Here is a 26,247-nt window from a genome sequence, read left to right as displayed (position 1 = left end):
ATTTAAGTAGATGCAGATCGTCGTTATTCAGATTTTAATGTGGTGCGAAGTCCGAGCTTTTTCAAGGCTTTTTCGACGACCAGTTTATCGCCACTATCAAGCCAGTGGACATCGGACCATTTTCTCAACCAGGTGAGCTGCCGTTTTGCCAGCTGGCGGGTAGCAGCAACACCCTTGCTCACAAACTCGTCATAGTCACTGTTGCCTGCAAGATGTTCCCATGCCTGCCGATAACCGACACAGCGCATCGACGGAAGTTCCGGATCAAGGTCACCCCGCGCCATAAGCGCCCGTACTTCATCGAGGAAGCCGGCTTCCAGCATTCGACGGAAACGCAGTTCTATCCGGTCATGGAGCACTTTGCGCTCACCGGGTGCGATTGCAAGTTGCGTTATAGTATACGGCAGAGCACTCCCTTCGTCTGCCTGCCACCGGGTGAAATAGGTGTAATCCTCGACTTCTGCTCCACCCGAGGCTCCTTTCTCCGCCTGCCAGAATGCCGAGATCGGCTTCCCGGTGAGCCTGATCACTTCCAGCGCCCGCAACAATCGTTGCCGGTTATTGGGGTGGATAATACGGGCGGCTACCGGATCTTTTTCCGTCAGCTCGTCATGAAGAGCCTGCCAGCCTCTCTCCGCCGCTTCACCCTCCAGACGGGCACGCAACTCAGGGTCCGCAGAAGGTAATCCGGACATGCCGTGCAGCAGGGCCTTGAAATACATCATGGTGCCGCCCACCAGCAGTGGTATGCGCCCGGCTTCGGTAATCTTCTTCATCTCCGCCAGGGCGTCGCGGCGGAAGTCGGCGGCGGAATAACTCTCTGCCGGATCACAGATATTGATGAGCCGGTGCGGCGCCCGGGCCAGTTCTTCAGCCGAAGGCTTGGCGGTGCCGATATCCATTCCCCGGTAGATCAGCGCGGAATCGACGCTGATGATGTCGCAGGGCAGGTGTTCGCACAGGGCGATCGCCAGATCGGTCTTGCCCGAGGCCGTTGGCCCCATCAGGAAGATGGCAGGCGGGTGCTTGCCCGGTACATTACTGGTCGTCATCAGGACTGCCTCAACGCCCGCGCAGGAACAGTTTGTCCAGCTCGCTCAGGGTCACCAGGGTCCAGGTGGGGCGGCCATGGTTGCATTGGCCACTGCGTTCCGTGGCCTCCATGTCCCGAAGCAGGGAATTCATCTCGGGGATGGTCAGCTGGCGGTTTGCCCTGACCGAGCCGTGGCAGGCCATGGTGCCCAGCAGTTCGTGGGTAACGGCCTCGACCCGGTCACTCTGACCATGCTCGATGAGATCGGCCAGCACATCCCGGACCAGCTGCTCGGTGTCGGCACCACGCAGGAGCGCCGGTACCTGCCGGACCGCCAGGGTTTCCGGACCGATCCTTTCGATCTGCAGACCCAGTTGCTGCAACCCTTCACCGTGAGTTTCCGTGAGCGCAGCTTCCTTCTGGCTAACCGCCATCGATACCGGCACAAGCAGCGGCTGGCTTTTCAGGTCCTGCTCCGCCAGCGCCCGCTTCATCCGCTCGTAAGTGATGCGTTCATGGGCCGCATGCATATCCACCACGATAAGACCGGCACGGCTCTGGGCCAGGATATAGATTCCGTGTAGCTGAGCGATGGCATAGCCCAGGGGTGGTTCCTCCTCACTGTCGGCAGGCGGTGTCGCCTGCACCTGCGCCAGTCCGGCCGAACCGGGAGAGGACTCGGCGGCCACCCCGCCGCCGGCATTCAGGGACTGATAGAACGCCATCTGGTCACTGGCCCGCCATTCCTGCTGGGGCTCCGGTGGCCGGCTCCCACCGAAACCGGCAGGCGAAGGGGCACCGTGACCGGCATTCTCCCGGGGTGGATAAGACCAGCCCTGCTGCGGGTTCATGGCGCCGGTATTTTCCGGAGCCGCCGGCTGGACTGAAGCCTCCCGGCCAAAGGATTGGGCCACCGCACCGCGCAAGTGGTCATCGGGCCGGACATCTGCCAGCGCCCGGTGCAGGGTGCGGAAAATGAAATCGTGGACCAGTCGGCCGTCCCGGAACCTCACCTCGTGCTTGGTGGGATGCACGTTCACATCCACCGTGGCGGGATCCACTTCCAGGTAAAGCACGAAGGCAGGGTGACGATTGTTGTACAGCACATCCCGATAAGCCTGGCGCACTGCATGGGCCACCAGCTTGTCCCGGATCACCCGGCCATTGACGAAAAAGTATTGCAGGTCCGCCTGGCTGCGGGAAAACGTGGGCAGGGCAACCCAGCCCCAGAGCCTCAGCCCTGTGGCCTCGGCATCGATGACCACGGCATTGTCGATGAACTGCTGGCCACACAATGCACCGATTCGGCGCTCCCGGTCCAGCGGTGACTCGGCCGGACGCAGGCTCTGCACCACGCGCTGGTTATGGCGCAGGGTGAACCCGGTATCGAACCGGCTCAGGGCCTGGCGACGGATACACTCGTCGACGTGGTTGAACTCGGTCTTCTCGGTACGAAGGAACTTGCGCCGGGCCGGCGTATTGAAGAACAGATCGCGGACTTCCACGGTGGTCCCGACCGGGTGGGCCGCGGGAGAAATCCGGGCATCCATCTCACGGCCTTCGACTTCCACCCGGGAGGCGGCTTCCTGGTTTTCGGTCCGGGAAGTCAGGGTGAGCCGGGACACGGAACTGATACTGGCCAGGGCCTCACCCCGGAATCCGAGGGAGGCAACGGCTTCGAGATCATCGAGACTGGTGATCTTGCTGGTCGCATGGCGGCTGAGGGCCAGAGGCAGGTCATCCTCCTCGATGCCACTGCCGTCATCACGGACGCGGATAAGCTTGACGCCGCCCTGCTCTATCTCGATATCGACCCGGCTGGCACCGGCATCCAGGGCATTTTCGACCAGCTCCTTGACCACCGATGCGGGACGCTCCACCACCTCACCCGCGGCTATCTGGTTCGCCAGCCGGGGAGAGAGCAAATGAATGTGGGGCATGTTTCGGGAAAACCTCTTGCTCAGGATGCGGGAATACGAATGGTTTGCCCTACCATAACACGGTCATCCCTCAAGCCGTTAAATCGCATCAACTCGTTAACGGAAATCTGGTTTTCCTTGGCTAGCTGGGACAGGGTGTCCCCGCGCTGGATCCGGTACTGACTGACGTCATTGCCACCCTTGCCGTTCTGCTTCTGCCACGCCAGCAATGTGCCTGGCGGCGGCGTCTTGCGGAAATAATCCTCGATGCCGTCCATGATGGCACCGGCCAACCGGCTGCGATACCAGTCCGACGCCAGGTTCTTCTCTTCCTGGGGATTGGAGATAAAGCCCGCCTCCACCAAAATGGATGGGATATCCGGCGATTTCAGCACCACGAAGGCCGCCTGCTCCACCCCCGGCTTGTGCAACTCGGCAACGTTATCGAGCTTGCCCAGCACCGAACTGCCAACTCCAAGGCTGGCGTTGATGCTGGCAGTCATGGACAGGTCCAGAAGAACACCCGCGAGCATATCGTCCCGACCTTCCAGGGATACGCCACCGGTGCCACCGATCAGGTCGGAGCGGTTCTCGCTCTGGGCCAGCCAGCGGGCTGTCTCACTGGTCGCTCCACGCTGCGACAGGGCAAAGACTGACGCCCCTTTCGGTTGCGGTGTGCGGAAGGCGTCGGCATGAATGGACACGAACAGGTCGGCGTTGTATTTCCGGGCCAGCAGCGTCCGGTTCCGCAATCCCACGTAGTAGTCGCCGGTACGGGTCAGTTTGGCGGTATAGCCGGGCTGCTTGTTGATCAGCGCCTCGAGGGTTTTCGCCATTTTCAGGACCACGTCCTTCTCCCGGGTTCCTCTCGGCCCGATGGCTCCGGGGTCCTCACCACCGTGGCCGGCATCGATCACCACGATGACATCCCGCTTGCCCGCAGAATCCTGGGTGACCGTCGGCCGGGTCGCCTGCTCCAGGCGACTGCCGCTCTCGTCGATCAGATCCACCACCAGACGGTGACCATACTGCTGGTTGGGCTCCAGCTGGAAACTCCGGGGCTTGATATCGCTCTTGAGATCCAGCACTACCCGCAGGTCGTTACCGTTTCGTGGCGCGCTGCGAATCCGCTTGATCGGGCTGCCGGAAAGGTCGAGATTGTCCAGGTCGGCCTTGAGCGACGCATTGCTGAGGTCTATCACCAGTCGTGAGGGACCGCTCAGGGAGAAGATGTTGTGTTGTAGCGGGCCGGTCACGTCCAGCACCAGGCGCGTGTGGTCCGGCGCGGGCCAGATACGCGCACCCTCGACACGGTCACCGGCTGTGGCTCCCCACGCCAGGGCCCAGGCTGTAACCAGCGCCAGCAAATTGATTAGGCTGCGTTTTCCCTTGAACATACCGCTTACCTGCAAAATATCAGCTGTCACCGGCGATCAGTGTTCCGGACCGACCAGCTCCAGTTCGTTCATCAAATGGGCACCCTGGGCCGAACGGGCCCGGATGACCACGGACCGCCCCTCACCCTCGCGCTCCAGGTGGATCTCCAGGTCCGGGTCCGGCAGGACGCCCTTGCCCCGCTCCGGCCATTCGATCAGGCACAGGCTGTCTCCGGAAAAATAATCCCGGATCCCCATGTACTCCAGCTCTTCCGGATCGCCCAGGCGATACAGATCAAAATGATAGGCCGGCGGCTTCAGGTGCTCGTAGGGCTCCACCAAAGTATAGGTCGGGCTCTTTACTGCGCCTTCATGCCCGAGGCCACGCATGACTCCACGGCTGAGGGTGGTTTTACCCATGCCGAGGTCGCCGTCCAGAAATACCGTCAGCCCCTGCCCGGATTCCATGACCAGGCGGGCCAGTTCCTGCCCGAGCTTCTCGGTTTCCGCCTCGCCTTCCAGAAACAGGCGGCGCTCGTTACCGTAAATCGTCATCCATCCTCCCGCTTCTGCACATCGTTAAACTCGATTTGCCGGAATACCGACGGCAGGCTATCGATCACATCGGTTGGTATCAGCCCCACATAACCGCGGGCCTCAGAGGCCCGGTCAGCCGCTGCCAGATGAGCACAAGCCCCCAGGATGGTCGCCCGGGCCAGGTCATCCAGCTGACCGCACATGGCCCCGAGAATTCCCGCGAGCACATCACCCATGCCGCCGGTGGCCATTCCCGGGTTACTGCCGCTAACAATATCCACCGTCTGGCTACCGGAGGCAATCACGGTTCCCGCACCCTTGAGCAGAACCACGCCGCCATAGATGGACTGCAGTTTGCGCGCCGCCGCCATCCGGTCAACTTCAACTTCCGCCACACTGCACCCCAGCAGCCTGGCGGCTTCTCCCGGATGCGGCGTCAGTACCTGATATTCCGAGGGCACGGCGACCCGGGCTGCCATCAGATTCAGGGCGTCGGCGTCCAGCACTCTTGGCTTGTCACTGGCCAGCACCTGCTGAAGCATCTGCTGGCCCCAGGCACTCTTGCCCATCCCCGGCCCGCACACCACAACCGATGCGGCTTCCAGCAACGGTGGCAGTTCAGAGCCATGAATAAGGCCATGCACCATCACCGACGGGCAGCGAGCCAGAGCCGCCGAGATATGCTCGGGGCGCGTTGCCAGTGACACCAGGCCGGCTCCGGAACGGGCCGCCGCCTCTGCCGCCATCAGGCCGGCGCCACCAAACCCACGATCCCCGGCAATAATGAGCACGTGGCCGAACCGTCCCTTGTGGGCATTGGCCGCACGCTCGGGGAGCCAGCGACCCACGCTTTCCCAGTGCCGTAATCGGCCCACGGGCGTCTGGCCACTGGCACCGATGTCGTTTTCGGTTCCCAGCGAGTCAAATACTACCTCGCCACATACCGCCGGTCCCTGCCCGGTGAACAGCCCGGATTTGAGGCCGATGAAGGTGACCGTCATCGTTGCCCGGACCACATCACCGCCGGCAACACCGGTCGTCGCATCCAGCCCCGAAGGCACATCCACCGCGAGCACCGGCACGCCACTGGCATTGCAACGGGCAATGACACCGGCAAACGGCTCCCGGGGCGCTCCGGAGACACCGGTCCCGAGCAGGGCATCAACAATCAGGCCGGCATGCTCGAACGAAGCATCGAGGGCCGCCTCATCGATTCCTGACAGCTCACGCACCTCGACGCCGTCTGCGACGGCCTTTTGCCAGGCTTTGCGGGCATCGCCGGAAAGCTTGTCGGTCGGGGCAACGGCAATGCACGACACTGTGAGCCCGTGCCGCTTGGCGTTGGCAGCCACCAGGTAACCGTCTCCACCGTTATTGCCCGCCCCGCACAGCACCAGTACCGGCCCGCAATCGGGCCAGCGCCGGACCAGCCTCCGGAAAGCCGCATGGGCTGCCGTCTGCATCAGTTCGAAACCGTCCACTCCCAGTTCGTCAATCACGTAGCGGTCCATCTGCCGCACAGCATCGGCGGAGTACAGGTCGTCTGGTAGACTGTGCGCAGATATGGGCGGCATGAGCCTGAGCTCCCGTTACAGAAACCGGTTTAAGAAAATTGGCCAGATACCTGTAAAGCATAGCAAAACAGTGAAAAAGGTCATAACTTAATCAAATTAAACTTCCGCAGTGAATCCACCCGGACCACGCCCGCTTACGTTGCAGCCATGACCGAGCCGAAAGAAACTCCACCAGCACCGCCCGAACTCGATGATTTGCCGGGTAAAATCCGGCAATGGGCGCGAGAGCTGGGTTTTGCCGATGCCGGCATCACCCTGCCGGAGACCGGCCCCCACGCCGACCGGTTGCAGGCCTGGCTGGCCGAGGGATACCAGGGCGAGATGGAGTACATGGGGCATCATGGCGACAAGCGTTACACCCCGACTTCGCTGGTGCACGGCACGGCGCGGATCATCTCGGTACGCATGGATTATCTGCCGGCGCCGGACAACCCGAAACAAGCGCTCACTGACCGGGAAACCGCCTACGTGACCCGCTATGCCCTGGGTCGGGACTACCACAAGCTGATGCGCAAGCGCCTGGCTACACTGGCGAAATGGATCGATGAGGCGGTCAGCGGGTTCGAGTACCGGGCCTTCGTTGACAGCGCTCCGGTGCTGGAGCGCGCACTGGCCCAAAGGGCCGGACTGGGCTGGATCGGCAAGAACAATATGGTGATTCACCCGAAGGCCGGGTCGTTTTTCTTCCTGGGCGAGATTTTTACCAGCGCCCCACTCCCTGTGGATCCACCCTTTGAAACCGAACACTGTGGCAGTTGTTCCGCCTGCCTGGAGGTGTGCCCGACGGACGCCTTTGTCGGCCCTCATCTGCTGGATGCCCGTCGCTGTATCAGTTACCTGACCATTGAGCTGAAAGGCTCCATTCCGGAGGAGTTGCGCCCGAAGATGGGTAACCGGGTGTTCGGCTGTGATGATTGCCAGCTGGTCTGCCCCTGGAACAAGTTCAGCAAGCCGACGGCGGAACAGGATTTCCAGCCCAGGCATGGTCTGGATAACAGTTCGCTGGCTGAGCTGTTCCTGTGGACGGAGGAACAGTTCCTGAAGCGGACCGAGGGGTCGGCAATCCGGCGCACCGGCTACGAGGGCTGGCTCAGGAATCTGGCGGTGGGGCTGGGCAACGCGCCCACCACTATTCCGGTGGTGGAGGCGCTGAAGCAGCGGGCGGACCATCCGTCAGAGATGGTCCGTGAGCATGTGCACTGGGCGTTGCGCCGGCACGGGCTTACAGCTTGAAGAAGTGATCGCGGTAGTGGCGCAGTTCGTTGATGGAGTCGCGGATGTCGTCGAGTGCCAGGTGGCTGCCTTTTTTCTTGACGCCATCGAGTACGTCGGGGCGCCATCGGCGGGCGAGTTCTTTGACGGTGGAGACGTCGAGGTTGCGATAGTGGAAGAAGGCCTCAAGTTCGGGCATGTACTTCACCAGGAAGCGGCGGTCCTGGCCTATGCTGTTGCCGCACAGGGGTGATTTTCCGGCGCCCACGTGTTTTTTGAGGAACGCGAGGGTTTCCTGTTCGGCCGCCGATTCGGTGATGGTGCTTTCTTTGACGCGTTTGGTGAGGCCGCTGGCTCCGTGGGTGTTGGTGCACCATTCGTCCATGGCCTCGAGGAGGCTGTCGGGCTGGTGGACGGCGATGACGGGGCCTTCGGCGATGATGTTGAGTTCTGCATCGGTGATGATGGTGGCCATTTCTATGATGCGTTCTTTTTCCGGATCGAGGCCGGTCATTTCCAGGTCGATCCAGACCAGGCGATTGCCTTCTGCCATGTTTTCCTAACCTTCTGATTTTGGTGCTCGCTGGCGGCGGGGCGACCTATCCGGGAACCGCTACGAGCACGTCCATGTGCGCTTGTTTCAGGCCATCCCTGGCCTTCAACATTCCCGGATAGGTCGCCCCACCGCCACCCCATATTCTGGAGATATAGTCGCTGTGGTTCGCACCATAGTACAGCGACCAATCGGTGATTCCAGTATGATGGCACGGTCGATGACGAACTTTCACGGGATCTCTGAAATCATTTATGGCAAAACGGCGACTGAACAAACAGCAACAGTGGCGTATCAAGAAGGTCCAGCAGGAGCGGGCAGCCCGTGCGGCCAGAAAGGAAAAGGCCATTGAACAGCAGGCCGAGGCCGGTGAACTGGGGACGGAGCAGGAGGGGCTGATCATCGCCCATTATGGCCAGCAGCTGGATGTGGAGGCGCTGGAGGGCGAGGATTCCGGGACGGTTTTCCGCTGTTTTGTCCGGGCCAACATCGACAGCCTGGTGACCGGTGACCGGGTGGTCTGGCGCAAGGGCAAGAGTGACACCGGGGTGATTGTTGCCCGTTGTGATCGCCAGAATCTGCTGCAACGGCCGGACAATTTCGGGGCGCTGAAGCCGGTGGCGGCGAATATTGATCACATCATTCTGGTGATTGCGCCGGAGCCGGAGCCTCACGACAACCTGATTGACCGGTATCTGGTGGCTTCGGAGACCAGTGATATTCCGGCGGTGATTCTGCTGAACAAGACGGATCTGATTACCGATGGGAACCGGGAGCAGATTGAAGAGCTGCTGTCCCGTTATGAGAGTCTGGGCTATGAGGTGGTGCGTACTTCGGCCGCCGAGTCCGGTAATGAGCCGGCGCCGGAGGTTGCTGCACTGGTGAAGGATCAGACCAGTGTGTTTGTGGGTCAGTCCGGTGTCGGCAAGTCGTCGATTATCCAGACGCTGCTGCCGGGGGAGTCGCTTCGGGTCGGGGCGGTTTCGGAGAGCACCGGCAAGGGGATCCACACCACCACGACGGCCAAGCTTTTCCATCTGCCCCTGGGCGGGGATCTGATTGATTCGCCGGGTATCCGGGAGTTCGGGCTGTGGCACATGACGCCGCAGGAGATCGAGTACGGTTTTCGGGAGATCCGGGAGTTGATCGGCACTTGCAAGTTCCGGAATTGCCGGCACATGGGAGATCCTGGGTGTGCCCTGGAGGCGGCGGCCGCGGACGGGCGGATCAGTCCGGAGCGGCTGAAGAGTTTTCACCGGATTCTGGCGGACATGGCCGAGCAGCAGGCCCGGGGCCTGAAGGTGGACTGATTCGCAAAGCGGTAAAACCGTATCTACACGTCTATGCCGTTTTGCTAAACTGCGCGCCTTCTCAAGCAAAGGGTTCGTTTTGATGTTCGATAAACTGTTCGTTCTGAGCCAGTACCTCACTCCACAGCTGGCTGTTTCACGTCTTGCCGGTCGGTTTGCGGATAGCGAAGGCAGTCCGGCTTTGAAGGACCGTGTGGTGAAGTGGTTTATCGGCCGCTATGGCGTGGATATGAGTGAGGCTGCGGAACCGGATCCGACTGCTTACGCGAGCTTCAATGCGTTTTTCACCCGGGCACTGAAGCCGGGTGTCCGCCCCATTGCCGAGGGTGAGAAGACCCTTGTCAGTCCGGTGGACGGCAAGATTTCCCAACTGGGCCAGGTGACCGGTGATCGGGTTTTCCAGGCCAAGGGCCAGTCTTTCAGCCTGAATGAGTTGCTGGGGGATAACCTGCAGCGCACCGAAGCATTTTCCGAAGGCGAGTTTGCCACCATTTACCTCGCCCCCAGCGACTATCACCGCATCCATATGCCCATGGCGGGCAAGCTGCGGGAGATGGTGCACATCCCCGGCAAGCTGTTTTCGGTCAATCCGGTGACCGCCGAGCACGTTCCCAACCTGTTTGCCCGCAACGAGCGGGTGGTGTGCATCTTCGATACCGACGCCGGCCCCATGGCGATGGTGCTGGTGGGCGCGATGATCGTTGGCAGTGTCGAGACCACCTGGTCCGGCGTGGTGGTGCCCGGCAACGGTCTCGTCACCGACTTCCAGTACGAGGGCGAGCAGGCCCGGGAGTTTGCCAAGGGCGAGGAGATGGGCCGGTTCCGGCTGGGCTCCACGGTGATCATGGTGATGCCCAAGGGTGCTGTAAGCTGGAAAGAGAATCAGGTTGCCGGCAAAACCGTGCGCATGGGTGAGGCTTTTGGCGAGCTCGCCTGAGTTCAGGCGCGCTCGAACGGGAAGGCCAGCACTTCTGAAATATCCTCAGCCCCCAGCTTGAGCATCAGCAGCCGGTCCAGCCCCAGGGCGACGCCGGCGCAATCCGGCAGGCCCTGCTCCAGCGCCGCCAGGAACGCGTCATCAATGGGCATCTCAGGTTCTCCGGACAATCGGCGTTGATGGTTATCCGCCTCGAACCGGCGCCGCTGCTCGATCGGGTCGGTCAGCTCCCAGTAGCCGTTACAGAGCTCCAGCCCCCGGACATACAGCTCGAAACGGTGCGCGACAGGGTAGCCCTGATGTTCCGACACCCGGGCCAGTGACGCCTGGGAAGCCGGATAGCCGGTGATAAACACCGGGCGATCAATGCCCAGGTTGGGCTCGACGGCAAAGCTCATCAGCAGGTCCAGACAACCATCCCGCCCCAGTCCTGCCAGCTGTTCCGGCTCCAGCCATTCCTCGCAGCGGCGCATCAGCTCCCGCTCCGTGGACTCGAACGGGTCCACGTGCGCCCAGGTCTTCACAGCGTCCCGGTAATACAGGACCTCCGGTCGCTCGCAGCCCAGCCAGCCGCATACCAGGTCGGAGACCTCGGTCATCAGCTCCCGGTCATCAAATCCCGGCCGGTACCACTCCAGCATCGAGAACTCCGGGTTGTGGCGCCGGCCCCGCTCACCATTGCGGAAGACCTTCGAGACCTGATAGATCGGGCCGGAGCCGGCGGCCAGCAGGCGTTTCATGTGGTATTCCGGGGATGTCTGCAGCCAGCCACCCTCGATGCCGGAGGCGGATACCTGCGCCGGGATGCCATCGAGGTTAACATCGGTCACGCCACAGCGCCCCAGCACCGGGGTTTCGACTTCCATTACCCCTCTTTGCGCAAAAAAGCCGCGCACAAACGCAAGTTGTTGTGCACGGCTTTTCAGGGCAGCCTGCGAGGCAGCGGGCTGCCAGACAGGTTGATCAGTCATTGCCGAATCAGCTGCTCTTGACGCGGCTGACGTACTCGCCGGTCCGGGTGTCGACCTTCAGCACTTCACCGATGGTGATGAACAGGGGCACGTTGACAACGGCACCGGTGGACAGGGTGGCCGGCTTGGAGCCACCCTGGGCGGTGTCGCCTTTCATGCCCGGATCGGTATCCACCACTTCCAACTCGACAAAGTTGGGCGGGCTCACGGTCAGAGGAGCGCCGTTGTAAAGGGTTACGGTGTAGACGTCCTGCTCTTTGAGCCACTTGACGGTATCGCCCACCGCCTTGGCGTCGGCGGGATACTGTTCGAATGATCCGTCGGTTTTCATGAAGTGCCAGAACTCACCGTCGGTGTAGAGGTATTCCATGTCCTGTTCGATCACGTCGGCCGCCTCAAGGCTCTCGCCGGACTTGAAGGTCCGCTCCCAGACGCGGTTGGTCATCAGGTTCCGCAGTTTTACCCGGTTGAAGGCCTGGCCCTTGCCCGGCTTTACAAACTCGTTCTCGAGAATGATACAGGGGTCGCCATCCAGCAAAACCTTAAGACCGCCGCGGAATTCGTTGGTAGAATATGAAGCCATGAAATGTCCACCTGACACAATGTCGTTAAAATTTCAAAGGTCGCTATGATACAGCGAACCCCCGCCCGTATAGAAGCCCACATCTGTGAACAGGATTCCCGGAGCTGGCAGGAACTGCTCTCAGGCTCGGTCACCACGCCCGAGGCGCTGCTGGAGCGGCTGAAGCTGCCCGCCGAATCCTGGCTGGAAGGTGCGCGGGCCGGCCACCGGCTGTTTCCGATCCGGGTACCGGAGCCTTTTATCGCCCGGATGACGCCCGGAGATCCCGACGATCCGCTGCTGCGCCAGGTGCTGCCGCGGCTGGAGGAGACGGCCGAGGTGTCCGGTTTCATCCGGGATCCTCTGCAGGAGAATGGGGCTATCCAGACCATCGGGCTGATCCGGAAGTATCGTAGCCGGGCGCTGCTCATGGTCACCGGCCAGTGTGCCATCAACTGCCGCTACTGCTTTCGCCGGCACTTTCCCTATGAAGAGCAGCGCCTTACCCCCGAGGACCGGGAGGAGGTGCTGCGCACGCTCAGGAACAGCCCGGAGATCAATGAGGTCATATTCAGCGGGGGCGATCCCCTGGCGGTCAATGATCGCCTGCTGGCCCGCTGGGCAGAGGACATCGCCAGGGTGCCCCACATCCGGAGAATCCGGTTGCACACCCGGCTGCCGGTGGTGATTCCCCAGCGTGTGTGCGACGCCCTGCTCAAGTGGATCAGCAGCTCGCCGCTGCAGGTGGTCATCGTGCTGCACATCAACCACCCCGCCGAGATTGACACGCCGACCCGACGGGCCCTGGGTTACCTGCGCGCGGCCGGAGCCACGCTGCTGAACCAGAGCGTGATCCTCAGGGGCGTCAACGACACCGCGGACATCCTTGAGGATCTGAGTGAAACCCTGTTTGCGGCCGGAGTCATGCCCTACTACCTGCACGCCTTCGACCCTGTAGCCGGCGCCCATCACTTCGACGTGGTCGATAATGAGGCGCGCCAGCTGATGCGGGAGCTGCTCAAGCGGCTACCCGGCTTCCTGGTTCCGAAACTGGTCAGAGAGGTTCCGGGCGAAGAAAGCAAGACGCCTCTGGACCTGTGGCCGTGAGCGAGATCACAAACCTGGACGCCAATCACTTGCAAAAGTTTGTTAACTCGTGATCTTCTCGCTTTTCGTCGACCGTTTGCTATTTTACAGTCGACTATGGGTTACACATAAAAACATAAGGGAAACCGACGGTGGCCCAGACATTGGCGCGAATTCATGGAAGGCACGATTCTGAAACCTGATCTACGAGTACCGGAACAGAAAACCACGACCCTGTCCTTTTGCGAAACGGCGCCGAAGCCCTTCCGCAACTGGGTGGCTCAGTTGCCCATGGCCAACATTGGCGAGGTGTCCCGGCAGCTCTACCATGCGATCATCGAGCTGAACCACCTTTCGGTCGCGCCCCAGCAGAGATTGCAGTTTCTGGAGCTGATCCGGGAGAAGATCCATTTTGTCTGCAACGAGCTGTCCCGGCATTACCTGGGCCTCGCCGTCGCCCTTCCCGAGAAACAGCGCAAGATTGCCAACCTGGCCCAGGCACTGCAGATGCACCTGGCCACCGGTTACAAGATTTGCATCCTCGACGGCCTCGACAACGGCGGCCTGGACAGAAACCGTAAGCCCGTCACCATGGCAATCCACCGGGCCATCTCGGAACTGTCCGCCACTATCCTGCGCTCCCATCAGCTTTATTGCCCGAGCCCTGCTCGCAGCTGGCTGGAGTGCCATCGCCTTTACCGTTTCGCCTACCGAAACGGCATGGCCCATCTTCAGGTGGAAGACAACACCCTGAAGTCCCGCCGCACCAGCTCCCTGGCCGACAGTTACAAGCGGGTTCTGCTGCTTGGTTGCGCTCGCCCCAACCAGTTGCGGCAGTCCGAACTCAACCAGGCCTACGAGCTGTTCGAGACCTGGACAGAACACACCCAGTGCGGCCCGGATATTGGCGAAGACAGCCTGTTTGTAGTGAACATGGAGCATGACAATCCGCCGATCTATCGCAGTCTGCTCGATAACCAGCCCGGTGACGACAGCTTCGGTTTCGACACCCGGGAGCTGTCCAACATGGTTTCCGAGACGCTCCAGGCACGGCGCACGCACCAGGAAAAAGAAAATCCCCTGCGTATCCCGGCCAATATCAGCGACACCCTGCTGACTCACCTGAGCCAGGCCCTCGGCATCCTGGCCAAACGCAACTTCAACCGCATTGCCAGCCAGGGCACCCTGGAGGTCTGCGTCGGCCTTACCGCTGTCCATTATTTCATCGCCGGTGAAAAATCCTTCGCGGAGTTTGTCAGTGGTAATGCCAGCGCCCGGGAGGAAGAGGACAACCACTTCCTGACCGAATCGAAGAAAGCGGAAGACGCCTGGGCCGGCGCCCATGATGCCGGCCCCAGCGAGGAGCGGCATTCCTCTCCCGACACCCCGATCAACTTTCGCGGTGGCTATTTCGGCAAGCCCGCAGCAGATCCGATTCCGGAGAAGAATCTGCCCCGCTCCCACCAGGCCCTTCTGATCAACACCAGCCCTGGCGGCTACTGTGTTGGCTGGGAAACCAATGTGCCCCCGTCCATCCAGGCTGGCGAGATTCTCGGCGTGCGGGAACAGCAATCCCATCCCTGGAGCGTCGCCGTGGTGCGCTGGATCCGCCAGGTCAAGCACCAGGGCACCCAGGTAGGCATTGAACTACTGGCCCCCAGCGCCGCGCCCTGCGGCGTCCGGCTGCTCCAGAAGATCGGCAACAACAGCGAATACCTCCGGGGTTTATTGTTGCCGGAAATCAGCGTGGTCAACCAGGCGGCCACCCTGATCACTCCCCGGCTGCCGTTCCAGTCAGGGAGCAGGATTTCCCTCCTGCACGATGGCAGGCAGGACCAGGGAACGCTCGGTCGCAAGGTGTCTTCCACCGGCAGTATCAGCCAGTTCGAACTGAAGCTTCAGAACAATACCGCGCTGAACATCGCCAGCCAGGCCGACACCCCGGTGGCCAGTGAGGATGAGTTTGATTCGCTTTGGCCGACGCTCTGATAAGCGAGACGCAGGTAGCGAACTGGCCAAACAGAGGGTTGTTATTACCCCCTAACCCCTGCATCATTCTGCATAAGTGACAGACCGGCCTCTGACTCTCGGCAAGCAGTTTTCCTCAAGGCACTGTTTTACAAGCAGATCTTAACGCTGCCCCGGAGCCGGCTCCGCAAACGAGTAGAGCGAGACGTCTTACGAATGCAGAAAAAGAACGCCACAGTACATCTGCTGATTCTTGATCCATCTCAAAATGATGCCGAATCACTGGTCAGCCTGCTGAGGAATTCCGGGAAGGCCACACGAGCTCATCGCATCACCTCGGAAGAAGATCTCGAAGAGGTGCTGAAAACCGGCAACTGGGATCTCTTACTGGCCCGGGATGTGGACGATGAATTCGGTGCCGACGAGGCCCTGGCGATGGTTCGCCGGATGGACAAGGACATCCCGTTCATCCTGCTGATGACCGAAGAAAGCCGGGAACGGAAAGTTGGCATCATGAAGGCCGGCGCCCAGGACGCAGTGCCGTTCGACTATTCGGATCAACTGGTGCTGACGGTCAACCGTGAGATTTCCGCCCTGGAAGAGCGCCGGCGCAGGCGCGTGCTGGAATCCCACCTTCGGGAGGCAGAACAGCGCTGCCAGCTGCTGCTGGAAAGCTCCAAGGACGCCATTGCCTACATCAATGACGGGATGCATATCTATGCCAACCAGTCCTACATGGACTTCCTCGGTTACGACGATATCGATGACCTGATCTGCATTCCGGTCCTCGACACGCTCACCCCCGAAAGCCAGGAGCGGTACAAGGAATTCATGAAGCGCTTCGCCGAGAAGGGCGAGGACGGCATGACCCTCAACTGCACGGCACGGCGCAGTGATGACCAGGAACTGAAGGTCACCATGAGCGTGTCTTCGGCCACCTACGATGGTGAATTGTGCACCCAGATTGTACTCCAGCCCGAGCACAGCGATGCCGAACTGGAGGAGAAGCTGCGCCAGATCAGCAGCCAGGATCTGCTCACCGGCCTGTATAACCGGCAGTACCTGATGGACGCCCTTTCAGAAACCATCGCCAGGGCCGGCAAGGACAACCAGACCGGGGCTCTGGCCTACATCGCGCTCGATAACTTCATCACCATCAAGGGTCAGGTGGGCATCGCAGGAGCCGATCTGTTGCTTGGAGACCTGGCGGCATTGCTGAAGGAAACCGCCGGAGAGGATGCCACCCTGGCGCGGCTGAGTGATGATGCCTTCTGCATGATGTGCCTGCCCTGCGATGAGAAAGTCATGGCCGAACGGGCGGAAAGCGTCCGCAAGGCCATTGAGGACAACCTGTTCGACATCAACGGGAAAACCGTTCCGATGACAGTCAGTATCGGCGTGGCGGCGATTACCGAAAACTCGCCCAAGGCCGAAGAGTTGCTTGGCCGGGCGCACACCGCCTCCTCCGATGTCAAAAAGCAGGACGGCCATGCCCAGGGCAACGGGGTGCTGGTCTACAACCCGGCAGACTACGAAACCCTTGATTCCAGCAACTCTGTAGAGGCTATCCAGAAAGCTCTCGAGGACAACAGCTTCCGGCTCCTGTTCCAGCCGATCATCAACCTGCGCGGTGAAGGTGAAGAGCATTACGAGGCCTTCGTTCGGATGTTCGACAAGGACGACCAGGAGGTTTCGCCCTATGACTTCTTGCCACCCGCCGGGCCCAATGAGACCGCAATCAAAATCGATCGCTGGGTAATCCTGAACGCGATAAAGCAGTTAGCCAACCACCGCTCCCACGGCCATGACACCCGCCTGTTTGTGAATATCACGGCAGAGACCCTGCAGGACAAGACCTTCACTCCCTGGCTGAGTGTGGCCCTGAAGGCAGCGAGGTTGCCCGGCGATGTGCTGATCCTCCAGGTTCGGGAGGGGGATGCCAACAACTACATGAAGCAGGCCAAGGAATTTACCCGGACGGTTCACGAGCTGCACTGCAAGGTGTCGATTTCCCAGTTCGGCTGTGCCCTGAACCCCTTCAACACCTTCAAGCATGTGAACGCGGACTTTGTGAAACTGGACGGTTCCTTCACCGAGGAGATCCAGAAGAGTGACGACGCCAAGGCCCAGGTGAAAGAAATGATCAAGACCTTGCAGAACTCCGGCAAGCTCTCGATCATTCCGCTGGTGGAAAACGCCAGTATCCTGGCCACGCTATGGCAAGCCGGCGTGAACTATATCCAGGGCTACTACCTTCAGGCCCCGGCCCCGGAAATGAACTACGATTTCGGCGAGGGCTGAGAAACAACAAGGGCGCCAGTTGGCGCCCTTGTTCATTCCAGCTTACCTGCCTTCAAAACTCCGAATCCTGCAGGGTCTCACTGGTTTCACGTTCCCTGAAGCCGATCAGGTACAAGATCGCGTCCAGACCCAGGGTCGAGATGGAGTGACGGGCGGACTCCTTCACCAGCGGCTTGGCCCGGAACGCGACCCCCAGGCCCGCCTGGCTCAACATGGGCAGGTCGTTGGCACCATCCCCGACGGCAATTACCTGCTCCCGGGAAATGTGTTCTTTCTCCGCGATCTCCAGCAGTAGTTCCGCCTTGCGCTTGCCATCGACAATTTGCCCGGCGACCCGTCCGGTTACCTTGCCATCCTCGATTTCCAGCTCGTTGGCATAGATGTAATCGATCCCCAGCTTACGCTGGAGGTGCCGCGCGAAATAGGTGAAGCCACCGGACAGGATCGCCGTGCGGTACCCCAGGGCCTTGAGGCTGCGGATCAGGTGCTCGGCGCCCTCGGTCATGCGCAAGCGGGCCGCGATACCCTCAAGTACCGACTCGTCCAGCCCCTTGAGCAGCGCCAGACGCTCGGCAAAGCTCTGACTGAAGTCCAGCTCCCCCTGCATCGCCCTTTCGGTGATCTCCGCCACCTGGGGCCCGACGCCGGCCTCCAGCGCCAGCTCGTCGATCACCTCGGCCTCGATCAGGGTGGAATCCATGTCGAACACCACCAGGCGCCGGTTACGGCGGAAGATGGAATCCTCCTGGAAGGCAATGTCCACGTTCATCTCACTGGCGATCTGCAGGAAATCCGCCCGGAGCTGCTCCAGATCCGAGGGCGTTCCGCGCACCGAGAACTCCACGCAGGCAATGCGGTTCTCCGAGGGGTCCAGGGACGGCCGGCCCGACAACCGGGAGATGTTGTCGATGTTCAGTCCGTGGCGCGCGGTGATCGCGGAAACCCGGGCAATCTGTTCCGCCTTGATGTCCCGGGCCAGCAGGGTAACGATGTAGCAGGCGCGATTCCGGCCGGCGGCCCAGGCCTGGTATTCCTTCTCGGTGATCGGAGCAAAGTGGACCTGGAGGTCCAGGGCATGCAGGCGGAACAGCAGGTCCCGGATCACCGGGGAGGATTTGGACTCGTCGGGAATCTCGATCAGGATGCCCCAGGTCAGGTGATCGTGGATCACCGCCTGGCCGATATCCAGGATCCGCACGTGATAGCGGCCCATGATGCCGGTAATCTCGGAAGTCAGCCCCGGCTTGTCACGCCCGGAGACGTTAATCAGTACCAGTTCACTCACTGTCGGAGTTCTCCTCTTGTCCGGCCCGTGCCGCCGAAGGAATCACGTCAATGGCATCAACCCGCTGCAAGCCCCGGGGCAGCTTGTGGCCGCGCCGGCCGCGCTCACCCAGGTAATGCTCCAGGTCACTGAACTGCAGCCCCATCTTGCGTTTACCGGCCCGAATCTCGAGCTGGTCGTCCTCAGCAAATACCGCCACGGCCACCACAAATTCCTCCCGGTTCTGAACCCGGGCCGAAGGGATACTGATGATCTTGTTGCCCTTGCCCTTCGCCAGTTCCGGCAACTCGTTCAGGGGGAATACCAGCATCCGCCCCTCGTTGGAAATGGCGGCGAGGTAGAGTGTCTTGTCGGCCCTGGGCACCATCACCGGGGGCATGATCTTCGCTCCCTTGGGCACTGACACCACGGCCTTGCCATTGCGGTTCTTGCTGATCATGTCCTGCAGCGAGGTGACAAACCCATAGCCGCCGTCGGTGACCAGAAGGGTCTTGCTGGCCGGGTCACCCATCAACAATCCGGCAAAGGAGGCGCCGGACGGAGGATTGATGCGGCCGGTCAGGGGCTCGCCCTGCCCCCTGGCCGAGGGCAGTGAGTGCGCCATCAGGGCGTAGGCACGGCCGGTAGAGTCCAGGAAGATCGCCTGCTGGTTGTTGCGCCCACGGGCGGCCAAGGCAAAGCGGTCACCGGCCTTGTAGCTCAGGCCTTCAGGCTCGATGTCATGGCCCTTGGCCGCGCGCACCCAGCCCTTCTCCGAAAGCACCACGGTCACCGGATCGTTGGAGACCAGGTCCACTTCACTGAAGGCACGGGCTTCCTCGCGCTCCACAATGGGCGAGCGACGGTCGTCCCCGAACGTCTCCGCGTCCTGCTGCAGCTCAGTCTTGATCAGCTCCCGGAGCCGGTCCTCGGAGCCCAGGATCGCCTGCAGCTCGTCCCGCTCGGCGGACAGTTCGTCCTGCTCGCCGCGGATCTTCATTTCTTCGAGTTTCGCCAAATGGCGCAGTTTCAGCTCCAGAATGGCTTCGGCCTGCTCGGGCGAGAGTCCGAATCGGGCCATCAGCTCGTCCTTGGGCTTGTCCTCGTAGCGAATAATCTCGATCACTTCATCGATATTCAGATAGGCGACCAGCAGACCCTCGAGGATGTGCAGCCGGGCCAACACCTTGTCCAGGCGGTGCTGGAGACGGCGGGTCACGGTGGTACGGCGGAACGCCAGCCACTCGGTCAGGATCTGGTGCAGACCCTTCACCCCCGGTCGGCCATCGTTACCAATGACGTTGATATTGACCCGGTAGGTCTTCTCCAGATCGGTACTGGCAAACAGGTGGGCCATCAGCCCGTCCAGGTCGACGCGATTGGAGCGCGGTACAATCACCAGCCGGGTCGGGTTCTCGTGGTCGGATTCATCCCGCAGGTCCGCCACCATCGGCAGCTTCTTGGTCTGCATCTGCTGGGCAATCTGCTCCAGCACCCGGTTGCCAGAGACCTGGTGCGGCAGGTCGGTGACCACCACTTCGCCATTTTCCCGGATCCAGCGGGCCCGCATGCGCAGGGAACCGCGACCGGTCTCGTACATCTGGCGGATGTCCTTGCGGGGCGTGATGATCTCCGCCCGGGTCGGGAAATCCGGCCCCTTGATGTGCTCACACAGCTCGTCGACACCGGCTTCTGGCTTGTCCAGCAAGCGAATACAGGCAGCGGTCACCTCCCGGACGTTGTGCGGCGGGATATCGGTAGCCATCCCCACCGCGATCCCGGTGGTGCCGTTCAGCAGCACGTGCGGCAACCGAGCCGGCAGCACTGAGGGCTCCTCCATGGTGCCGTCGAAGTTGGGCACCCAATCCACCGTACCCTGCCCCAATTCGCTCAGCAGCACCTCCGCGAAGGGAGCCAGACGGGACTCGGTGTACCGCATGGCAGCAAAGGACTTGGGATCATCCGGGGAACCCCAGTTGCCCTGCCCGTCCACCAGCGGATAGCGGTAGGAGAAGGGCTGGGCCATGAGCACCATGGCCTCGTAGCAGGCGCTGTCACCGTGGGGGTGAAACTTACCCAGCACATCACCGACGGTACGGGCGGATTTCTTGTACTTGGAGGTGGACTTGAGCCCGAGCTCCGACATGGCGTACACAATCCGCCGCTGGACCGGCTTCAGTCCGTCCCCGACGTTGGGCAGGGCCCGGTCGAGGATGACGTACATGGAGTAATCGAGATAGGCCTTCTCCGTGTAATCCCTTAGCGAGACGCGCTCGAAGCCTTCATCGGTGGTCTGAAATTCTGGCATGGATGCCCCTTTTGCCTGAATTGCCTGTTGTTTGGAATGGCTGTGATGCTACCCTCCCCGCCCTCCAATTACACGGGGCCAGAGGAAGAACGCACATTATATGGACGCAGGGGCGGATACACCAATCCGTTGCTGACCTGGTGAGGGTGCGCAAACGCCAATAGCGGAATTCCCGCATGGAGAGACCGTAAGGGGCGCCGTATTCTCACCAACAGTTAATAGAAGACCGTTTCCATTCCCGAACAAGCGGAACACTATGAAACCCAACCTCAAGGCCTGCGGGCAAGCCATGGTGACCGCCATGGTCAATGCAGTATTGGCATTAGCGCTGATGCTCCTGGTGGAGTTTGCAATCAGTGGGAGTTTCGCGGTACCGGAGCCCTATCTATGGGCGGGTCTGCTGATCTGGCTGGTGATTTTTGCCGGTCAGTTCTGGCGTCAACGCCACCTGTGCAAGAACTGTCCGTCCTCCCGGGAGTCCTCAGGCTCGATCTGACTAACGGCAATGGTCCTGTCTTCTGGCGGAAGAGCCTGAAAGGCAGGAAGGTTCCGGGCTGAGCCCGGAACCGGTTCTGGCAGGGTCAGCCAGGATTACTGTCGAATCCCCTCGACAGAGATAATGATCTCAACGGTCTCGGAAGCCGGGCCGAGATCCATCGGAATACCAAAGTCCTTCAAACGCAGTTCGGTCTCTGCCTCAAAGCCCATACGGTAGCCACCCCAGGGGTCCTCACCGTGGCCGACCATCTCGGCGTCCAGGGTAACCTCCTTCGTAACACCGCGCAGGGTCAGGTCACCGATGATGTCCGCTTCGCCATCCTCGTCCACGACCACACGTTTGCTGGTGAAAGACGCTTCCGGGTATTCATCCACGTAAAGGAAATCCTCACTACGCAGGTGCTTGTCACGCTCGGCGTGATTGGAATCAACACTGGAAGTATCGATGGTCACGTTGACCGAGCTGTTTTCGGGATTCTCGGCATCATAGACAAACTGACCGTCGAAATCGTTGAAGCGGCCATACAGCCAGCTATAACCCAGATGGGAAATCTTGAAAGTGATGAACTGGTGCGTACCCTCATTGTCGAAGGCGTAGGTGCCACCATGCTCATCAGCCTGGACGGCACCGCCGACCAACGCCATGGATACCGCGGATGCAAGCAATACTTTCTTCATTAAAGGTTTCTCCCTTTTGGTAAACCAGCCCGCTCATCGGGCGTCGCTTCTTTCTTGCCTCGCTGCTCACTTACCGAGCATACGAAGCAGCGTCCGGTCACGATCAACAAAGTGGTGTTTCAGCGCCGCGAGGGCATGAAGGCCTGCCAGCACCACAATCGCCCAGGTTGTCCAGTAATGTATGGTGCCGGCGATGTCCTCCATGCCCTTCACTTGTCCGGTGACTGAGGGCACGTCGAACCAGCCGAAGACGCTGATGGACGAACCGTCGGCCGTCGTTATCAGATAACCACTGACCATTGCCACAAACAGCAGCAGGTATAACACCGCATGCGCCGCATGCGCAGACAACACTTCCAGGCGCGTGTGCTCCGACAGGGGCGCTGGTGACGGATTGATGAAACGCCAGATTACCCGGACAACCATAACCGCCAGCAACAGGATGCCGACACTCCGGTGAATGTCGGGGGCACGACGGTACCAATCATCATAGTAGGTCAGGTCTACCATCCAGTAACCGAGCGCAAATAGCCCGATCACTGCAGCGGCTACAAGCCAGTGGATGATAATGGCGACCAGACCGTAACGGTCGATGCTGTTTCGAAATTGCATTGCCTGGAGACCACTCCCTGTCACTTGAATTGGTGGAACGAGTCTAGAAAGACCGGATGGTGAATAAAATCAAAATGTTTTGCTGCCGAACATCAGAAATTCTGAACATCCGCCTTGACCTATCCCTTTAGTCGTATACGGGTTATACGGATTGTTCAAATTCAAGACAAAGATAAACTTCTCACATACCTTTTCAATCAGCCGGGATGAATCCAGGAGAAACGTCATGGAACTCGAATTCGACGAAAGCGTTGTTGTTCCCAGCAACAACTGAGTAAAAGCGGTCTTCGGGCCGCTTTTTCATTCTCTCATCCCGACAACACCCTCCATAACACCGACGGATTCCCGTTTCTTCAGGGAAGTTGTGGTAATGGCTGCATTTTTTTGGCAATCTCCGCGAAAGAATGCAGTCTCGCGCCGTAACGACGACCCGAAGAAACCATGCCCCAGCCATTGCCTCAAAAGTTGAGATCCCCCGAGCTTGACCAGCTCTCCCCCATGCTCAACCAGGACGGCGATGTATGGACCGCGGATTTCCAGGGCCTGACACTGAAGACCGCGCTGCAGCCCATCTACAGCATTCCCCACAAACGGATTGTCGGATACGAGGCGCTGATCCGGGCCTTTGACACCACAGAAGCCCAGATCCTGCCGGTGGACCTGTTCAAGCTGCCAGCTTCCGATTTCGAGAACCTCCTGCTGGACCGGCTGTGCCGCTACCTGCATATCCGAAACTACAGCAGCATCAAGGATGAACTGAACTGGTTGTTCCTGAACGTTTCACCCAAGGTGGCCACGGTTGGCAACCCGTCTGATTCATTCTTTGACCAGCTGCTGAAGAAAACCGGGCTGCCATCGCACCGGATCGTGATGGAAATCGTCGAACAACCCACCGATGATGCCGAGCGACTGCGGGAGACCGTGGCCTACTATCGGGAACTCGGCTGCCTGACAGCCATTGATGACTTCGGCGCCGGCCACTCCAACTTTGAACGAATCTGGAACCTGTCCCCGGACATCGTCAAGCTGGACCGGACCCTGCTGACACGGGCCACCAAGGAACCGAAGGCCCGGCAGATTCTCAACGGCATCGTCTCCCTGCTGCACCAGTCAGCGTGCTTGGTGTTACTGGAGGGTGTGGAAACCCGGAGCCAGGCCATGATCGCCATTGATGCGGGCGTGGACTTTGTCCAGGGTTTCTATTTCCGAAAACCCAGTACCGAACTCAGCGGCCTGGAAACATCGCCCGCGGATTTTGGCCAGCTACTGGATGAGTACAAGCAACGCAACCAGGTTACCTTCGATCCGACCCGGCAGGTGGTGAATTACTTCGAACGCTTCTTCCTGAGAGCCATTGACCGAATGTGGTCCGGCGCCACCATGGCAGAGGCCTGCACCGACCTCCTCAACCACCCGACGGTTTCCCGCTGCTACCTGGTGGACGCCAACGGCATTCAGATCGATGCAACCCTGGTATCGAATGCCGGCACACGCAACCTCGACCCCCGGTTCCGGCCGCTGGAAGACAGCAGCAGCGCCGACTGGTACCGCCAGCAGTACCTCCGACAGGCCCTGGCGCAGCCGGAGACGCTGCAGGTGACCGCACCTTACCTGTGTGTCACCGGGGCCTATATGTGCGTGACACTGTCCCTGGGGTTCTACCAGAACGGGGAACTCAGAGTACTGTGCTGCGACATCCTCTCCAGCCCGATCGATCCCAGGATCAGTACAGACTGATCCCGTAGACCACCGCAATCACCGCCACGGTCACCAGGCCGATAAACAGGTTCATGGGCAACCCGACCCGCACGAAGTCGGCAAAGCGGTAGCCACCGGGACCGAACACCATCATGTTGGTCTGATACCCGAGGGGCGTGGCAAAACTGGCGGATGCGGCCATCATGACGGCAATTACGAAAGGTTCGGCGGGAGCTCCCATGGCCGTGGTCATGGACAGTACCACGGGTATCACCAGCACGGCGGCCGCATTGTTGGTCACCATCTCGGTCAGGGTGGAGACCGCAAAATAGACCAGCAGGATCGCCAGCAGAATGTGGCCATGACTGAGCCCCAGGATGCCCTCGGCCAGGTAGCTGGCGGCTCCGGTTTCCTGTAAGGCGGCTCCCAGGGCGAATGAAGCGGCAATGGTAAGAACCACCGGCACATCCACCGATTTCTGGGCCTGACCCACGGAACAGCATCCGGTCAGAATCATCAATGCGGCCGCCAGCAATGCTGCGTTGAGCATGCTCATGACTCCGCAGGCCGCCAGTCCCACCAGCACCACCAGAATGCTCCAGGACACCCAGGCCCGGTCGTGACGGGGCGTGTCGGTGTCCAGATCGTTGATCAGCAGGAAGTCCTTGTTATAGCGCTGCCGGCTCACGAAGGCTGGCCGGGCTTCCAGCAACAGGACATCCCCCGGTTTCAGGCGGATGTTGCCCAGATTGCCGGATACCCGTTCACCCCCGCGGGCCACCGCCAGAACTACCGCACCGTAGCGGTCCCGGAAGCGGGCATCCCGGATGGTCAGCCCGAGCACATCCGACTGGGGCGACAGCACCGCCTCCACCAGCCGTCGCTCGGTCCGGTCCTTGCTCAGGGACGGCTCATCCTCGTGAACGGAGGGGACGATACCGTTGATCCGCAGCAGGTCGGAGATGGCCTGGGTATCGCCGGCAAAGACCAGGCGGTCGCCTCCGCGCAGGTGCTCCTCGGAGGGCACGGCCGTCACCACGCTGCCATCCCGTTCGATCTCCACCAGGTACAGGCGCTCAAGCTCCCGCAGCCCCGCCTCGCCCACGGTCTTGCCCACCAACGGGCCACCGGCGGAAACCGCCACCTCCAGGGTGAACTCCCGCATGGAACCGAATTTCTGCTGGTCTTTCCGGTCCGGCAGCAGCCGGGGCATGACCAGCAGCATGACCGTCAGACCAATAACGGCCACCGGCAGGCCCACCATGGTGATGGAGAAGATGGAGAAACCGTCGCCGCCGGTCAGTTGCTGGTACTGGCCATTCACCACCAGGTTGGTACTGGTGCCGATCAGCGTCAGGGTGCCGCCGAGGATGGCCGAATAGCTCAGGGGAATCATCAGCTTGGAGGGTGAAATACCGATCTTCCGGGACCAGGCATGCACCGCCGGAATCATGGTCGCCACCACCGGCGTGTTGTTCAGGAAACCACTGAGCAGGGACACCGGGAGGGCGATGCGGGCCTGGGCACTGCGGACGGTTTTGGGGGAACGAAGCAGGTGCCGGACGAGGAGATCAACGCCGCCGGAATGGTGAATGCCCGAGGCGACCACAAACAATGCCACCACGGTAATCAGGCCGGTGTTACTGAACCCGGCCAGGGCCTGTTCCGGAGAAATCAGGCCACTGACGCTCAACACCACCAGCACGCCCATCATGACCATGTGGGGCGCAAAGCGTCCTGAACTCATCAGTAGTAATGCCGCGCCGGACAGACCCAACGCGAACCAGCCCTGCCAGTCCATATCCGGTATTCCCCGTTATGAAAACTGGCAGCATAGCGATTATCTGGAA

The 26,247-nt window shown here is 60.7% G+C and carries 21 protein-coding genes; 8 read left to right on the top strand and 13 right to left on the bottom strand.

Going from position 1 to position 26,247, the window contains the following annotated elements; all coding sequences use genetic code 11:
• Positions 1-23 precede the first annotated feature (23 nt).
• From miaA to DET50_RS11835, 5 genes are read right to left on the bottom strand one after another with little or no spacing between them, the layout of a single operon-like run.
• Positions 24-1,052 (bottom strand): tRNA (adenosine(37)-N6)-dimethylallyltransferase MiaA, encoded by a 1,029-nt coding sequence (gene miaA / locus DET50_RS11855; protein ID WP_113863057.1) that lies wholly within the window; start codon positions 1,050-1,052, stop codon positions 24-26.
• Positions 1,053-1,062: 10 nt separating this feature from the next.
• Complete coding sequence (mutL, locus tag DET50_RS11850) at positions 1,063-2,973, bottom strand: DNA mismatch repair endonuclease MutL (protein WP_113863056.1); 1,911 nt, start codon at positions 2,971-2,973, stop codon at positions 1,063-1,065.
• A 20-nt stretch (positions 2,974-2,993) separates the two neighbouring features.
• Entirely contained in the window at positions 2,994-4,349 is a 1,356-nt protein-coding gene (locus DET50_RS11845; RefSeq protein ID WP_113863055.1) for an N-acetylmuramoyl-L-alanine amidase, read from the bottom strand.
• A gap of 36 nt (positions 4,350-4,385) precedes the next feature.
• Complete coding sequence (tsaE, locus tag DET50_RS11840; protein WP_113863054.1) at positions 4,386-4,883, bottom strand: tRNA (adenosine(37)-N6)-threonylcarbamoyltransferase complex ATPase subunit type 1 TsaE; 498 nt, start codon at positions 4,881-4,883, stop codon at positions 4,386-4,388.
• Complete coding sequence (locus DET50_RS11835; protein ID WP_113863053.1) at positions 4,880-6,439, bottom strand: NAD(P)H-hydrate dehydratase; 1,560 nt, start codon at positions 6,437-6,439, stop codon at positions 4,880-4,882. The genes tsaE and DET50_RS11835 overlap by 4 nt, the downstream gene beginning before the upstream one ends.
• Before the next feature lie 147 nt (positions 6,440-6,586).
• Here DET50_RS11835 and queG point away from each other — a divergent pair, with 147 nt between their 5' ends.
• Positions 6,587-7,672, top strand: coding sequence for a tRNA epoxyqueuosine(34) reductase QueG (gene queG / locus DET50_RS11830; protein ID WP_113863052.1), 1,086 nt, complete (start codon positions 6,587-6,589; stop codon positions 7,670-7,672).
• Here queG and orn read toward each other — a convergent pair.
• Positions 7,662-8,204 (bottom strand): oligoribonuclease, encoded by a 543-nt coding sequence (orn, locus tag DET50_RS11825; protein ID WP_113863051.1) that lies wholly within the window; start codon positions 8,202-8,204, stop codon positions 7,662-7,664. The two genes, queG and orn, sit on opposite strands and share 11 nt — an antisense overlap.
• A gap of 254 nt (positions 8,205-8,458) precedes the next feature.
• Between orn and rsgA the strand changes: the two genes are divergently transcribed.
• Both rsgA and asd read left to right on the top strand, forming a co-directional pair.
• Positions 8,459-9,514, top strand: a complete 1,056-nt coding sequence (gene rsgA / locus DET50_RS11820; protein ID WP_113863050.1) for a small ribosomal subunit biogenesis GTPase RsgA — start codon at positions 8,459-8,461, stop codon at positions 9,512-9,514.
• Positions 9,515-9,596: 82 nt separating this feature from the next.
• A complete protein-coding gene (asd, locus tag DET50_RS11815) occupies positions 9,597-10,451 on the top strand; it encodes an archaetidylserine decarboxylase (RefSeq protein WP_113863049.1) in 855 nt (284 codons plus the stop codon).
• A gap of 2 nt (positions 10,452-10,453) precedes the next feature.
• Here the strand turns inward: asd and epmA are convergent, their stop codons facing one another.
• Complete coding sequence (epmA, locus tag DET50_RS11810) at positions 10,454-11,422, bottom strand: EF-P lysine aminoacylase EpmA (RefSeq protein ID WP_113863048.1); 969 nt, start codon at positions 11,420-11,422, stop codon at positions 10,454-10,456.
• Between the two features lie 7 nt (positions 11,423-11,429).
• On the bottom strand, positions 11,430-12,005 hold the full coding sequence (gene efp / locus DET50_RS11805; RefSeq protein ID WP_113863047.1) for an elongation factor P: 576 nt from the start codon (positions 12,003-12,005) through the stop codon (positions 11,430-11,432).
• Between the two features lie 45 nt (positions 12,006-12,050).
• Here efp and epmB point away from each other — a divergent pair, with 45 nt between their 5' ends.
• From epmB to DET50_RS11790, 3 genes are all read left to right on the top strand, one after another.
• The gene (gene epmB / locus DET50_RS11800) at positions 12,051-13,091 is read left to right on the top strand and encodes an EF-P beta-lysylation protein EpmB (protein ID WP_113863046.1); all 1,041 of its coding nucleotides are present in this window, start codon (positions 12,051-12,053) and stop codon (positions 13,089-13,091) included.
• Between the two features lie 156 nt (positions 13,092-13,247).
• Positions 13,248-15,059 (top strand): GTPase, encoded by a 1,812-nt coding sequence (locus DET50_RS11795; protein ID WP_113863045.1) that lies wholly within the window; start codon positions 13,248-13,250, stop codon positions 15,057-15,059.
• A gap of 195 nt (positions 15,060-15,254) precedes the next feature.
• Positions 15,255-17,339: an EAL domain-containing response regulator gene (locus DET50_RS11790; protein ID WP_113863044.1), complete on the top strand. Its 2,085-nt coding sequence runs from the start codon at positions 15,255-15,257 to the stop codon at positions 17,337-17,339.
• Positions 17,340-17,391: 52 nt separating this feature from the next.
• Here DET50_RS11790 and serB read toward each other — a convergent pair whose 3' ends face one another.
• Entirely contained in the window at positions 17,392-18,624 is a 1,233-nt protein-coding gene (serB, locus tag DET50_RS11785; RefSeq protein WP_113863043.1) for a phosphoserine phosphatase SerB, read from the bottom strand.
• Positions 18,617-20,911, bottom strand: a complete 2,295-nt coding sequence (parC, locus tag DET50_RS11780; protein WP_113863042.1) for a DNA topoisomerase IV subunit A — start codon at positions 20,909-20,911, stop codon at positions 18,617-18,619. The genes serB and parC overlap by 8 nt, the downstream gene beginning before the upstream one ends.
• A gap of 256 nt (positions 20,912-21,167) precedes the next feature.
• On the opposite strand from parC, the gene DET50_RS11775 reads away from it, so the two are divergent.
• Positions 21,168-21,407, top strand: a complete 240-nt coding sequence (locus DET50_RS11775) for a hypothetical protein (RefSeq protein ID WP_113863041.1) — start codon at positions 21,168-21,170, stop codon at positions 21,405-21,407.
• A 95-nt stretch (positions 21,408-21,502) separates the two neighbouring features.
• On the opposite strand, the gene DET50_RS11770 is transcribed toward DET50_RS11775, so the two are convergent.
• Complete coding sequence (locus tag DET50_RS11770; protein ID WP_113863040.1) at positions 21,503-22,087, bottom strand: YceI family protein; 585 nt, start codon at positions 22,085-22,087, stop codon at positions 21,503-21,505.
• Positions 22,088-22,153: 66 nt separating this feature from the next.
• Positions 22,154-22,699 (bottom strand): cytochrome b, encoded by a 546-nt coding sequence (locus DET50_RS11765; protein WP_113863039.1) that lies wholly within the window; start codon positions 22,697-22,699, stop codon positions 22,154-22,156.
• Positions 22,700-23,140: 441 nt separating this feature from the next.
• Here DET50_RS11765 and DET50_RS11760 point away from each other — a divergent pair, with 441 nt between their 5' ends.
• Positions 23,141-24,436, top strand: a complete 1,296-nt coding sequence (locus DET50_RS11760) for an EAL domain-containing protein (RefSeq protein WP_113863038.1) — start codon at positions 23,141-23,143, stop codon at positions 24,434-24,436.
• On the opposite strand, the gene DET50_RS11755 is transcribed toward DET50_RS11760, so the two are convergent.
• Complete coding sequence (locus tag DET50_RS11755) at positions 24,423-26,198, bottom strand: SLC13 family permease (protein WP_113863037.1); 1,776 nt, start codon at positions 26,196-26,198, stop codon at positions 24,423-24,425. The genes DET50_RS11760 and DET50_RS11755 overlap by 14 nt on opposite strands.
• Positions 26,199-26,247: the final 49 nt, after the last annotated feature.

This window comes from Marinobacter pelagius, assembly GCF_003315345.1.
Lineage (GTDB): Bacteria > Pseudomonadota > Gammaproteobacteria > Pseudomonadales > Oleiphilaceae > Marinobacter > Marinobacter pelagius_A.
Note: the sequence above shows the minus strand (reverse complement) of the source record. Positions and strands in the feature narration are given on the sequence as shown.

What these genes read in the sequence shown, in the direction of transcription:
- epmA (WP_113863048.1), bottom strand. Translation starts at nt 11,422, where the DNA reads ATGACTGATCAACCTGTCTGGCAGCCCGCTGCCTCGCAGGCTGCCCTG.
- parC (WP_113863042.1), bottom strand. Translation starts at nt 20,911, where the DNA reads ATGCCAGAATTTCAGACCACCGATGAAGGCTTCGAGCGCGTCTCGCTA.
- rsgA (WP_113863050.1), top strand. Translation starts at nt 8,459, where the DNA reads ATGGCAAAACGGCGACTGAACAAACAGCAACAGTGGCGTATCAAGAAG.
- orn (WP_113863051.1), bottom strand. Translation starts at nt 8,204, where the DNA reads ATGGCAGAAGGCAATCGCCTGGTCTGGATCGACCTGGAAATGACCGGC.
- miaA (WP_113863057.1), bottom strand. Translation starts at nt 1,052, where the DNA reads ATGACGACCAGTAATGTACCGGGCAAGCACCCGCCTGCCATCTTCCTG.
- DET50_RS11770 (WP_113863040.1), bottom strand. Translation starts at nt 22,087, where the DNA reads ATGAAGAAAGTATTGCTTGCATCCGCGGTATCCATGGCGTTGGTCGGC.
- DET50_RS11790 (WP_113863044.1), top strand. Translation starts at nt 15,255, where the DNA reads ATGCAGAAAAAGAACGCCACAGTACATCTGCTGATTCTTGATCCATCT.
- DET50_RS11845 (WP_113863055.1), bottom strand. Translation starts at nt 4,349, where the DNA reads ATGTTCAAGGGAAAACGCAGCCTAATCAATTTGCTGGCGCTGGTTACA.
- mutL (WP_113863056.1), bottom strand. Translation starts at nt 2,973, where the DNA reads ATGCCCCACATTCATTTGCTCTCTCCCCGGCTGGCGAACCAGATAGCC.
- queG (WP_113863052.1), top strand. Translation starts at nt 6,587, where the DNA reads ATGACCGAGCCGAAAGAAACTCCACCAGCACCGCCCGAACTCGATGAT.
- DET50_RS11760 (WP_113863038.1), top strand. Translation starts at nt 23,141, where the DNA reads ATGCCCCAGCCATTGCCTCAAAAGTTGAGATCCCCCGAGCTTGACCAG.
- asd (WP_113863049.1), top strand. Translation starts at nt 9,597, where the DNA reads ATGTTCGATAAACTGTTCGTTCTGAGCCAGTACCTCACTCCACAGCTG.
- tsaE (WP_113863054.1), bottom strand. Translation starts at nt 4,883, where the DNA reads ATGACGATTTACGGTAACGAGCGCCGCCTGTTTCTGGAAGGCGAGGCG.
- efp (WP_113863047.1), bottom strand. Translation starts at nt 12,005, where the DNA reads ATGGCTTCATATTCTACCAACGAATTCCGCGGCGGTCTTAAGGTTTTG.
- DET50_RS11775 (WP_113863041.1), top strand. Translation starts at nt 21,168, where the DNA reads ATGAAACCCAACCTCAAGGCCTGCGGGCAAGCCATGGTGACCGCCATG.
- epmB (WP_113863046.1), top strand. Translation starts at nt 12,051, where the DNA reads ATGATACAGCGAACCCCCGCCCGTATAGAAGCCCACATCTGTGAACAG.
- DET50_RS11795 (WP_113863045.1), top strand. Translation starts at nt 13,248, where the DNA reads ATGGAAGGCACGATTCTGAAACCTGATCTACGAGTACCGGAACAGAAA.
- DET50_RS11835 (WP_113863053.1), bottom strand. Translation starts at nt 6,439, where the DNA reads ATGCCGCCCATATCTGCGCACAGTCTACCAGACGACCTGTACTCCGCC.
- DET50_RS11755 (WP_113863037.1), bottom strand. Translation starts at nt 26,198, where the DNA reads ATGGACTGGCAGGGCTGGTTCGCGTTGGGTCTGTCCGGCGCGGCATTA.
- DET50_RS11765 (WP_113863039.1), bottom strand. Translation starts at nt 22,699, where the DNA reads ATGCAATTTCGAAACAGCATCGACCGTTACGGTCTGGTCGCCATTATC.